The sequence below is a fragment of the Dyadobacter psychrophilus genome (assembly GCF_900167945.1).
GTDB lineage: Bacteria > Bacteroidota > Bacteroidia > Cytophagales > Spirosomataceae > Dyadobacter > Dyadobacter psychrophilus.
This window is the reverse complement of the sequence record NZ_FUZA01000002.1, coordinates 219,208-230,721: the sequence shown is the minus strand read 5'-3', so window position 1 is coordinate 230,721 and position 11,514 is coordinate 219,208. Positions and strand designations below refer to the sequence as shown.

9 protein-coding genes are annotated in these 11,514 nt (G+C 46.1%); 6 read left to right on the top strand and 3 right to left on the bottom strand.

Annotated features, from left to right (window positions below; genetic code table 11):
* The first annotated feature begins 21 nt into the window (after positions 1-21).
* Positions 22-528 (top strand): DinB family protein, encoded by a 507-nt coding sequence (locus tag B5X68_RS08025; RefSeq protein ID WP_170916604.1) that lies wholly within the window; start codon positions 22-24, stop codon positions 526-528.
* Between the two features lie 106 nt (positions 529-634).
* The gene (locus B5X68_RS08020) at positions 635-1,540 is read left to right on the top strand and encodes an NAD(P)/FAD-dependent oxidoreductase (RefSeq protein WP_082214187.1); all 906 of its coding nucleotides are present in this window, start codon (positions 635-637) and stop codon (positions 1,538-1,540) included.
* A gap of 71 nt (positions 1,541-1,611) precedes the next feature.
* On the opposite strand, the gene B5X68_RS08015 is transcribed toward B5X68_RS08020, so the two are convergent.
* Genes B5X68_RS08015 through B5X68_RS08005 form a run of 3 tightly spaced genes read right to left on the bottom strand, consistent with a single transcriptional unit; the run spans position 1,612 to position 7,415 of the window.
* Positions 1,612-2,307 carry a DUF3823 domain-containing protein gene (locus B5X68_RS08015; RefSeq protein ID WP_082214186.1) on the bottom strand — a complete coding sequence of 232 codons (696 nt, stop codon included), beginning with the start codon at positions 2,305-2,307 and terminating at the stop codon, positions 1,612-1,614.
* Positions 2,308-2,315: 8 nt separating this feature from the next.
* Positions 2,316-4,199: a RagB/SusD family nutrient uptake outer membrane protein gene (locus B5X68_RS08010; RefSeq protein WP_082214185.1), complete on the bottom strand. Its 1,884-nt coding sequence runs from the start codon at positions 4,197-4,199 to the stop codon at positions 2,316-2,318.
* A gap of 12 nt (positions 4,200-4,211) precedes the next feature.
* On the bottom strand, positions 4,212-7,415 hold the full coding sequence (locus B5X68_RS08005; protein ID WP_229208332.1) for a SusC/RagA family TonB-linked outer membrane protein: 3,204 nt from the start codon (positions 7,413-7,415) through the stop codon (positions 4,212-4,214).
* 482 nt (positions 7,416-7,897) lie between these two features.
* On the opposite strand from B5X68_RS08005, the gene B5X68_RS08000 reads away from it, so the two are divergent.
* The 4 genes from B5X68_RS08000 (at position 7,898) to B5X68_RS07985 (ending at position 11,487) form a co-directional block, all read left to right on the top strand.
* Positions 7,898-9,205 (top strand): nucleoside hydrolase-like domain-containing protein, encoded by a 1,308-nt coding sequence (locus tag B5X68_RS08000; protein WP_229208331.1) that lies wholly within the window; start codon positions 7,898-7,900, stop codon positions 9,203-9,205.
* Positions 9,206-9,268: 63 nt separating this feature from the next.
* Entirely contained in the window at positions 9,269-9,520 is a 252-nt protein-coding gene (locus B5X68_RS07995) for a type II toxin-antitoxin system Phd/YefM family antitoxin (protein ID WP_082214183.1), read from the top strand.
* Positions 9,517-9,795 (top strand): Txe/YoeB family addiction module toxin, encoded by a 279-nt coding sequence (locus B5X68_RS07990; protein ID WP_082214182.1) that lies wholly within the window; start codon positions 9,517-9,519, stop codon positions 9,793-9,795. The genes B5X68_RS07995 and B5X68_RS07990 overlap by 4 nt, the downstream gene beginning before the upstream one ends.
* A 114-nt stretch (positions 9,796-9,909) precedes the next feature.
* Complete coding sequence (locus tag B5X68_RS07985) at positions 9,910-11,487, top strand: MutS-related protein (protein ID WP_141110239.1); 1,578 nt, start codon at positions 9,910-9,912, stop codon at positions 11,485-11,487.
* Positions 11,488-11,514: the final 27 nt, after the last annotated feature.

Below are 11,514 nucleotides of genomic sequence, written 5' to 3'. Positions count from 1 at the left end.
TTGCGCCAAATCGTTATCACAATGGAACAGGAAGTTTTTGTAGAAATGGTGCTTACGGCCTGGCACAAATATCAGGAGCAGCTTGACGACTTTTTCGATGATCTGCCCGACGATGATTTTGACATCGAAGTGTATCCGGGCAAAAACCGCGTGCGCTACATTATCGGGCACCTCACAGCAGTGAACGACGGAATTCTCACGCTATTGGGTGCAAGAGAACCGCTTTATCCCGAGCTTGTTGACGAATTTCTCATCAAAAGTTACCGCGTCGGCAACTCGGAGCACAGCATCAATGATCTCCGGATTTACTGGAGAAATGTCAACCGCACGCTGACTACTTATTTTTCGACCATGCCGCTGTCGGAATGGTTTGAAAAAAACGCGAGCATATCAAATGAAGATTTCCAGAGAGAGCCGCACTGCAACAAGCTGAACATTGTCCTGACCAAAACGCATCACCTCGTGTATCACCTGGGACAGCTCACCTTATTGAATAGCAAAATCAGGAATTTAGCAAGCAGAAATTAGAATATGCAACATTGTTGCAAATACGAAAAGTTGTGCTAACTTTGCTATATCACCGCGCGCGCTAAACTAATGGTGCGACGGATCAAATTTTACAGCATTTAGCATCATGGAAAATACTGATTTTGAAGTCATTGTCATTGGCGGGAGCTACGCCGGGTTGTCAGCGGCAATGAGCCTGGGCAGATCATTGAGAAAGACATTACTGATAGACAGCGGCAAACCCTGCAATGCTCAAACACCGCATTCTCATAATTTCCTTACTCAAGACGGACAAACACCAAAACAGATAGCGCTAGTCGGCAAAGAACAGGTTTCGAATTACCCTACCATTCATTTTTACGACGGATTGGCCACTAATGGCCAAAAAACAGACGCAGGTTTCGAAATATCTACCGCAGCTGGCGACACATTCAGTGCCAAAAAACTGATTTTTGCAACAGGGCTTAAAGATCAAATGCCCGACATGAGGGGTTATGCCGAATGCTGGGGAATTTCGGTGATACATTGCCCTTACTGTCATGGCTATGAGGTTAAGCATGAAAAAACGGGCATTCTGGGAAATGGAGAGGCAGGTTTTGAGTATGCCAAACTGATCTCGAACTGGACAAAAGACCTGACCATTTTCACGAACAGCCCCGCAACGTTTACCCCGGAGCAAACTGAAAAACTTTCCGGCCACCGCATTCGCATTGTCGAAAAAGTGATTGCTGAGCTGGTCCATGAAAATGGAAAAGTCGCAAAGATTATTTTTGATGATCATTCTGAGGAACAAATCACGGCGATTTATTCACGGCCTGTATTTAAGCAACATTCCGACATTCCTGAGCAACTAGGCTGCGCGCTTACCGAAAATGGTCTATTAAAGTTGGAGACTTTTCAACAAACCAGCGTTCCGGGCATCTATGCGGCGGGAGATAATTCTCATATGGCCCGGTCAGTAGCAATGGCCGTTTCGGCTGGCTCCATGGCCGGCGCATTGATCAATCGGGAGTTGATTGAGGAAGCTTTTTAAAGCATTGTCAGCCTGATCGGACCGGACCGCGGGGCGGCCCGGTCTGATCAGGCTGACAATGCTTGTAACTATTACTTCAACATCACCTTCTGAGGCTCGCCAAAAAGCATCTCGCCAACTCCGGAGGTCTTCACTCCTACCCGCACATACACATAATCCCTTCCTGCGAGCGCAGCTGGAAGCGTTGCAGTCAGAGTAATTGGTTTGGAAAGATCCTTTATGTTCGCCGCAACCTCCTGGGCGTTGGCAGCATTGTTGTTTGGATCGACAATGCTGGTTGTTCCAACGTATAAATTGACCCTTTCCAATGTCCTGGCAGCGGTTACTTGTTTGAGGCTGAATGTGGCCGACACTTTTCCTTCACCTTTTGCATAAGTGTCATTTTGAAAAACAAAATAAGGCTGAACAGGCACATCCAGTTCCGTATTTCCGCTCAATGCAACCTCGATTGTATCCGTATTATCCACCCACGGACCATTCCCGCGCAACCGGACCAGCTTGTAATTGCCGTCAAAAAGAGCGGCTGAGAATGTGCCGTCCTGCCGCACGTGAACAGGAATTTTTGTAAATAATTGATAACCACGCTGCCACAATTCCAGCTGAACGCCATTGGAACGCAGCCCCACCGGCTGGCCTTCGTAAACGACCCGCCCCTTGAGAACCGACTTCGGTTCTACACGATTATCTTTTTCACAGGCTGAAATCAGCGCGCTTAACGCCAGCAGAGCCAGGAATAAAGGTTTGAAATGAATGTTATTTGCTTTCATAATGCGGATCAATGAAATGGGTTCCTGACAATTTTTGGGTTGTTATCGATCACGATCTGTTCGATGGACGAGTAATAATTGCCCATCTGGAAAAATCTCGGCGCGCGGAAACGGGGCGCCACGAGTTTGTCGAACACATATTTTCCGTGTGTCGCATGCCCCGGGCGCACGACGCGGTAAGGATATAATGCATAAATGACCGCATCTGGATTGGACGCATTGCCGTTCCAGAGCTCATGGGCTATCCGCCATCTTTTCAGGTCCCAGACACGGTGATCTTCGAAGGCCAGCTCGACGCGTCTTTCGTTTTGCAAACGAGCAATGGTCAAGGTTTTAAGGCTGTTCGCTCCAAATCCTGCACGCTCGCGAACCAGATTAACGTATTTTAATGCATTGGCTGTTTTACCTGTTTCCAGTGCTGCCTCTGCTGCATTCAGATAAATTTCACCCAGGCGATAGCGTACCCACCACATATCGCTGCGGATACCGCGCGTGCTGGACATAGCGGTTTGATCCACATATTTTCTCAGATAGAAACCCGAATTGGTAACTTCCGTCTGAGAGCGTTGCGGGCCCGACGAACCGGTTAGCAAGCCTCCATCTTCATAAGTGGAGCCCAATGTATTGGATTCCACATTCTGAAAGCTGCTTGTATTGCCATTCCAAACTTTTACCCCGGCCTGGATCTGCACCGGCGTACCGCGGAATGATGTTCCGGGATAAACGATCGTTCCATACAAACGGGCATCCTTATTGGCAAAAATGTCGGCCACATTATTGTAATAAATATAGTCTGTGTTACCTGTATTGCGCGTTTTCAGCTCACCGGAAGTTCCGTCCAAATATTCAAAATCCTCCACCAGATTCAGCGACGGCGTAATGGAAGACGACGAGAGATTGTCTTCACGCACATTACGGGCGATGTTATCATAAGTAAAACCATGTCTTTTATCTTTGCTTACCAAAAAATCCTGCGCCAGGATGATCTCCGGATTGGCTGATTTTTTGGTGATCGCATCATAAAAGTTTTCGCCCAGGTTAGGATTGGTTTTATATAGCTGATAAATTCCGCTATTGATGATCTCTTCGGAGGCAGCGAGTGATTTGGCATAATAATCATTGGCCCTCGAAGCTGGAATCCCAACTTCACCGCCAGGCGTCGAAATCGGTGATGCCATCAGGTTATTGTATTTGGCAATAGATCCGGCGTAAAGCATTGCCCGGCTTTTGAGCGCCATAGCGGTATATTTGTTGGCCCGCGTGTTGCTGCCGCCATTACCAAGCTGATCCTTGATCGCATCGAGTTCCGAAGCAATGAAATCGTAGACTTCCTCTTCTTTGGCGCGGGGCTGCTGCAAATACGAAGGATCACCATTGTAATCGTAGATCAACTGCTTGGTAACCAGCGGCACACCGCCCATTCTTTTCACCAAATCAAAATAAACCTGAGCACGCAGGAAGCGAAGTTCTGCCGAAAACTGGACTTTTTGTTCTGCTGACAGCGAAGTTCCAAACTTCTCAATGTTTTCCAGGGCCAGATTAATGTCCCTTACCAACACATAATCCCAAAGTCTCCACCGGTCGAACGCATATGTAACAATGTTGTTGCGGGCATCATCATTGTTGGACCACATGGCCTCATCGTAAGCCGCAAAGTCCTGCCATCCTTCCTTGTTAGGGATCGCATTATCCGTTGTCGATCCGTGATTCAGGTCGGTGTGGTAAGGCAAACGGTCGTAATAATTGGCGAGCAGGCCGGTGATCAGCTTGGGATCGTTCCAGATCTGGTCTTCCAGAATAATGTTTTGTGGCTTTCTGTCGAGCCACTCTTCCGCGCATCCCGACATGGTCAGGACAACGAGGACGAGGATATATCTTGAAAATCGTTGCATAGCGAATTTGAATTAAAAATTAATACTAAAACCGGCATTAAACAGGCGCTGCTGCGGATACACAAGTGCATTACCGGAAGAAATCTCGGGATCGATCTCATACTTTTTCACATTGTCAATCGAGAACAGATTGCTCGCATTGACATAAACCCGGAGTCCGCTGCTTCCCAGTTTCTTGAAAACTTTTGGATCGAAATTATATCCTAATTCAATGTTCCTCAGACGGATATAGCGTACATTGGTAATCCAGAAATCACTTTTCCGGAAATTTACATGGCTCGAATTATCCTTTCTAATGGCCGGGTAAGTGCCGGGAATCCATTGGCTGGTTGGATCAAAGGGATCTTCGCGGTGCCAGCGGTCTTCGAGCATGAAATGCGGCGACGTTCCATTATTCTGATAAGGGATTTTCAACTCCCATGCACGCTGGAAGCTTTGTAGTGAAGCACCTGCAAAATCAGCAAATAGCGAGAAACCTTTGTAAGAAATGCTTCCGTTCAGGGCAAAGCTCAGGTAAGGGTTTGCGCCTTCTGCATAACCAATCGGACGCTCGTCGAGGCCGTTGATAATGCCGTCACCATTCACATCTTTGTAAATGAAATCCCCTGGCAGATGCGTGCGGTTGCCCTGGCCGTCGTTGTCAATCGGATGACTTTCAATTTGCTCCTGCGATTGGAACTGGCCTTCAACCTGGTAACCCCAGTTAATGTTTCCCCAGCGGTCCACATAAGAATCGCGGTATTCATTATAAGAGTTACCAAAACGCGGCTTGTAAAAATCCAGGTCGCGGCGGCGAGACAATGTTGCATTAGCGCTGACCGTGTAGTCAAACTGTCCAACTGAACTTTTATAGGTCAAAACACCCTCTATCCCGCGGTGCGTATCGCTGTTCAGGTTTTCGTTGGGCAATGTATAACCCACCTCCGAAGGCAGCAGAACGTCATAGCGGGCGGCAGGAAGTCCGTCCCTTTTTCTTTGAAAAATATCAACCTGACCATTCAACTTCCCACCCAGCAAACCAAAATCAACACCCAGGTTGGTAGAAATATTGGTAATCCAGGAAAGCGTCGTAATAGGCAAGCCGCGCGGCCTTACGCCGATGTTATATTGTCCGTTAAAAATGGCGCTTCCTTGTAAGAAATTATACCCTGGCAAATAGCTGAAAGGCGCTACAATAAATGGCTCATTGGCAACAGTAGCATTCCTGTCACTTCCCGTGCGACCGTAAGAAGCGCGGATTTTCAGGCTGCTGAACACATTTTCGAGCTTTCCTTTAAAGAAATTTTCCTCGGAAATCCGCCATCCCGCCGAAACACCAGGGAAAAACCCAAATCGTTTTCCAGGAGCGTAAAGGAAGGAACCATCGTAGCGGCCCACCGCTTCCAGCAGATATTTTTGTTTGAAATTATAATTCACCCGGCCAATGTATCCCGCCCTTGCCTCTGTGCTCCATTCGTCAATTAAGAGATCCTGATTTGCAAATGACATTAAAGGAATGTAATTGTTAGGCGGAACGGTGTGCACAACCAGGTAAGTGTTCACATTATCCGACTGCTCATAGGCGGCAACGGCCGAAACTTCGTGATCACCGAATGTTTTGCTGTAATTAAGCTGCAACTGCGCGAAACGGTCAACAATATTGCGTTTCCGACGCTCCCGCCACGGATTCTGGTTTCCGCCGCCTGCGACAACATTGTATTTATCCGTTGCCGCATCATAATTATAAGCATCATAAGTGTATTCAAAACCATCAAAATCAAAGTTGTGATACTGGTAGGAATACGTTCCTTTTACTTTCAAGCCAAATGCAAAATCGTATTCCGCGTAAAAATTTCCTTTCACCACCCTTGTAATTTCGTCAATGTATCCCGTCACATCTCTCTTGTAAGTGGCAGGGTTCACATTCACATTGTGCGTTTGGTTAATGTATTTCGGGTTATCGTTCGCATAAGGGCGCTCGGTAGGCCACATTGTGAAAATACTCAGGAACGGGTTGAAATAATCGTCCAGCCCGGGGACACCCACCTGAAAGCGATCTTCAATACGGGCGCTGATCTGCGCGCCCACTTTCAACCTTTTGGTAATGCTCGACTCCACGTTCGCCTGCACGTTGGTGCGTTTGAAGTTGTAGTCTTTAATTAGTGCATCCTGGCTCAAATGCCCCACAGAAAGAAAATAACTGATCTTTTCTGTGCCGCCGGAAACGTTGGCATTCACCGAATACTGCGGCACATTCGGACGCATTACCATTTTGTAATAATCAAAGCTCTGATAACCTTTTTCGGTCCCGGTTTTCCATTTGGCCAGTTCCTCAGGTGTGATAGAAGGTGTGCGCCCCTGGTTCACGTCCGACTCCACAAGGCCTCGCATATGCTGATAAGCACTCGCCGGCTTGGGATAACGCGTAAAGTTTTGTAAACCGTAATAGCCTGAAATGTTGATCTTGGCCGGCCCGTCGCCTGCTTTTCCGCGTTTGGTAGTAATGAGCACCACTCCGTTCGCAGCCCGAAGTCCATATACTGCCGCAGATGCATCTTTCAGGATGGAAACACTCTCGATGTCGTTCTGTCCCAGGTTGTTGAAGTTGGCGGCATCCGAAGGAATCCCATCAATAACATAAAGCGGCGTTCCCAAATTCCGGATCTGGATGGTGGTTGCCGCGCCCGGGCGCGCATCTGCTTTCCGGGCCGTAATCCCCTGCACCCGGCCAACCAGCGCATCGGAAGTTCCAATGGACGGCGTCCTGATCAGGTCCTTTGCCTGAATGTTACTGACCGCACCTGTTACTGCTGCCGACGACTGCGTGCCGTAGCCCACAACCACGACTTCGGTGAGTTCCTCGCTGCTGGGAAGCAATGTGATATTGAATGCAGATTGATTGCCAATGGCCACATCCTGAGACGTGTAGCCGATGAAAGAAAAGGTCAGCGTTTGTGCCGCATCTTCAACTACCAAGGTGAAGCTTCCGTCTGTGCCCGTGGTAGTCCCTCTGCTGCTTCCTTTAATAATGACGCTCACGCCTGGCAATGGCGTATTTTTTTCATCGATCACTTTGCCGGTCAGCGTTTTATCGACGCGAAGATGGAAATCAACCGCCCTCGGCCCGGGAACGGGTGAGGCGGTTATCATGCCCGGGGAATGCATTATTCCTGTTACCATTACGGCACAAAGAAGCTTGCAAAGTCCCTGGGAGGGATTTTGTCTAATTGGGTTCATAAAATTGAGTTAACTTAACGGTGAGAATTAAAATCTAAGACGTAGCCAGTCACCGGCGCAAAAATGCCGCATCACGACTTAACTGATTACAATAAACGTCATGTCATCTATCGCTGATAGTAGTATTCATAGGCATATTTAGTTTTGATGATTAGGTGTCAAATCGATTTTCACAATACAATTTTAAAGTAAAATAATACCAAAAACGTTTCGGGATTTGATTAGTATTGACTGTATTTTGACGTCTTTTTAGAACTAATTAAGCATTTTATTGAAAAATACTACCATAACCGGCTGTTAGCATTGATTCTTAGCCGTTTCTTTTGGTGTGTCCATTTAAAATTTCTTCCTAATTAATCCCCTCAGGAGCAACCATCGTTTAATTTCTATTTTTTTCGATTGCTTTCTTTTTATCTTTACAAATTCGCTAAAAGCAAATGCTGCTTTTAGCGAATCATTCTCTGTCGCTTAATCAGAAAACAATGTTTATCCAATACTTAACGAAGGAAGCAAGCAGCCGGTTTGGCATAATACTGCTCATCATGGCTTTGACATTGAGCAACTTCTGCGCGAAGGCACAGCAGAAACCACGCATTTTTATCAGCACTGATATAGGCGGCACAGATCCCGATGATTTTCAATCCATGATCCATTTGCTGATGTATGCCGATCTGTTTCAAATTGAAGGATTGGTTTCCACATCATTTCAAACTGGCCGTAAAAAGGACATCCTGGACATGATCGATCTCTACGAGAAAGACCTTCCTAAACTATTAAAACACAAAAAAGGATTTCCGGAACCTGCTTCATTGCGAAATGTCTGTAAACAGGGAGCTACCGCGTGGGCGCCGTACGCGGGGTTACGAAAATCTACGGAAGGTTCGGAATGGTTAATTTCTTGTGCCAAAAAATCGATTGATCAGCCTCTTTGGGTGCTGGTATGGGGTGGCATTGAGGATGTTGCGCAGGCATTGCATGACGCGCCGGAGATCAAGGATAAGATCCGCGTTTACTGGATTGGTGGCCCTAATAAAAAATGGGGCGTGAATGCCTACGATTACATCGCCGAAAACCATCCCGACCTCTGGATGATTGAATGCAATGCCACTTACCGCGGCTGGTTTATGGATTCGGAGTCGCCAAAGGACATCACTGCGGAGGCCTATTATCCCAATTACATCAAAGGTCGAGGAGAAATGGGAAAGGATTTTATCAAATATTACAAAGGTCACATTAAAATGGGCGATACGCCTTCGCTCGCATACGTAATGCATGGCGAACCGGAAAATCCCGCAGGCGAAAGCTGGGGCGGCACATTCACGCCCATTACGAGAAGTTCAAAAACAATTTTTACCGGCAATAGCACCGCAGCCGACACCGTTGCCACCTATGGCGTCATTGAATGGCGATTTGACGGGCCAGCGCTTAATGTTCCAGCCGACTCAACCGTTTTCACATTAAGCATAGGCGGCCAGCAATGGCCCGGATACTACATTGGAAATGGCAAATACGCAGTCCGCTATTCTCCCAAGCAAGTTGAAGTTGGTGAATACGTCACCATAAGCTCCATTGAGCAGCTCAATGGCCAGAAGGGAAAATACGTCAGCACAGCGCCTTGGCCCGGAAAACCTAAGCCCAACGATTACAAACTAGGAAGACATTGGTACGGCGACCTTCCCAACCCTGAGCTATTCCTCAGCCAGCAACAAGGCGCGAAAACCGTGTCAAAGTTCCGCAAGGAGTTTTTAATGGACTGGGCCAAGCGATGGGCTTGGTTGGAGCGAGATTAAAATGATCTTTCCGAATTTTTCGCTATACTTGTGTACCAATTTCGTACACTCAACTACTCAATCATGCTGGTAATTAGCTCACGTGAATTCAGGGATAACCAAAAAAAATACATGGATCTGGCTGACAAAAACGAACAAATAATCATTCAGCGAGGCAAGGAAAAAGCTTATGCTTTAACTCCTGTTGGCGCAAAAGATCAATATTTTATGGACCCTGAGGTAATGGCCAATGTTCAGGAGGGGATCAGGCAGTATCGAGAGGGCAACACAGTCAAAGTCGAAAAAGCCGATTTCGATGAGCTGCTGGGTTTATGAGCTATTCTATTGAATTTACTCCAAAGGCTCTCGAAGGCATTGATAAACTCAGGAAATCCGGTGATAAACCCGCACTCAGAAAAATCCGCAAACTTCTTGACGAATTGATTGAGCACCCTTATACCGGAACCGGGCAACCTGAACAATTAAAACACAACCTGGCAGGATTCTGGTCCAGAAGAATAAATCAGGAACATCGGATCGTCTATGCCGTTGACGAGAAAAAGGTGACGGTTACGGTTATTTCTACAAAAGGGCATTACACTTCTTCGTAGCCCATTCCCGCTCATAACACTTTCAACATATTCTGCTTTCAAAAACCATAAATTGATCCTGGATTTGGGTTTGGGTCTCAATGTCCTTTGCCTTCGCGATTTATTTTATGAAAGATGCCGTCGAAAACATTACCTGAGCAAGAAATTCAGCAGAGAGTCAAAACAGGATTCTTCAATTTTAGTCAGATTGAGAAGTATTTCGTTCACGACGAACGGAAAGGTGTTTTCCAGGCGATTTCTGACCGGACCTTCCAGGATTTAGATTTGGAAGATGTATTCAAGTTTATTGATAGGACCGTTTCCTGCGTTGGTCAGCAGTACTTGTATTACTTCATGCGGACCATTCCCCAAGACGATACACGTAAACAGCGGCTGGAAAATATCATTACGCTTTTTCAAAAAAATCCCGACCTTAAAACAGCACTTACGCCCGAAATCTCAAAACTCAATAAGAAAGACGCCTACTATATCACTTCGCTATTTCACGGAAAGTATACCGAAAGACCAAGCTGGTACTGGCTTATTAAGATACTTTCCGTCATTAGTGTCCTGTCGGTAATGCTGTCTTTCTTTTTCCCGCAAATTCTGATTTTTCTTATCATTTTGTTGCCTGTAAACCTGGGCATACATTATTGGAACAAGAACAATCTATATCAATACGGAAGCTCCATTCCCCAGCTTTTGGTATTGACCCAAACTGCGCAGAAAATATTGAAAAACAGCGGGTTCTCCGCTCAAAATATCGGATTGCAACAACGTGTTGACGCATTGGACCAACTGGGTTTGCCAATGTCTATTTTCAAGATCGAGGCTAAGCTGCAGGGTGAGATCGGTCAGTTCGTCGATTATGTTGTTGAATTGTTCAAAGCATTGTTTTTGATTGAGCCCGTTTTGCTTTTCACGATACTGAAAATTCTTGACTCCAAACGGCAGCACATTGAAGACATCTTCCAATTTGTAGCCGAAACCGACATTGCCCTCTCAATCATTGCATTAAGGGAAAGTGTTCCCCACACCTGCGAACCGATCATTGGCTTGAAAAGGAAATTTTTACACATTAAACAAGTCTACCATCCACTCATATTCAACGGCGTCTGTAATGACATTACGTTAGATGAAAAATCAGTGCTGCTAACCGGCTCGAATATGTCGGGCAAAACCACATTTATTCGCACGGTTGGAATTAATGCGTTACTTGGACAGACCATTAATACGTGTTTTGCAAAAGAATTTGCTATGTCTGCCATGAAAATACATTCGTCGATCCGGATTTCTGATGATCTGCTCGGCGATAAAAGCTATTACTTTGAAGAGGTTCTTACCTTGAAAAATTTGCTCGAAGAAAGCCAATGTGGTCATTCCAATCTGTTTTTACTCGATGAGCTTTTCAAAGGTACCAATTCCGTTGAACGCATTGCAATCGGAAAATCGGTGCTCAGTTATTTAACGCGAGGCAATGATCTGGCCATAGCCTCCACGCACGACAGGGAATTATCTGACTATTTAGCAGACACTTTTGATCTTTACCATTTCACAGAAGTCATTGATGAAGAAACAATTATGTTTGATTACAAGCTCAAACCGGGGAAATTACGCACGACCAATGCAATCAGGATACTGGAACTGAATGATTATCCGAAGGAGGTTGTGGCCGAGGCAGTTAAGTTGGTGGATGGGATGAAGAGTGGGTAAGAGGCCGGGTAGGCACACTTTTATAGT

Bases quoted from the DNA above. Each gene is read 5' to 3' on its own strand.
- B5X68_RS08025 (WP_170916604.1), top strand. From the start codon at position 22: ATGGAACAGGAAGTTTTTGTAGAAATGGTGCTTACGGCCTGGCACAAA.
- B5X68_RS08020 (WP_082214187.1), top strand. From the start codon at position 635: ATGGAAAATACTGATTTTGAAGTCATTGTCATTGGCGGGAGCTACGCC.
- B5X68_RS08015 (WP_082214186.1), bottom strand. From the start codon at position 2,307: ATGAAAGCAAATAACATTCATTTCAAACCTTTATTCCTGGCTCTGCTG.
- B5X68_RS08010 (WP_082214185.1), bottom strand. From the start codon at position 4,199: ATGCAACGATTTTCAAGATATATCCTCGTCCTCGTTGTCCTGACCATG.
- B5X68_RS08005 (WP_229208332.1), bottom strand. From the start codon at position 7,415: ATGAACCCAATTAGACAAAATCCCTCCCAGGGACTTTGCAAGCTTCTT.
- B5X68_RS08000 (WP_229208331.1), top strand. From the start codon at position 7,898: ATGTTTATCCAATACTTAACGAAGGAAGCAAGCAGCCGGTTTGGCATA.
- B5X68_RS07995 (WP_082214183.1), top strand. From the start codon at position 9,269: ATGCTGGTAATTAGCTCACGTGAATTCAGGGATAACCAAAAAAAATAC.
- B5X68_RS07990 (WP_082214182.1), top strand. From the start codon at position 9,517: ATGAGCTATTCTATTGAATTTACTCCAAAGGCTCTCGAAGGCATTGAT.
- B5X68_RS07985 (WP_141110239.1), top strand. From the start codon at position 9,910: ATGCCGTCGAAAACATTACCTGAGCAAGAAATTCAGCAGAGAGTCAAA.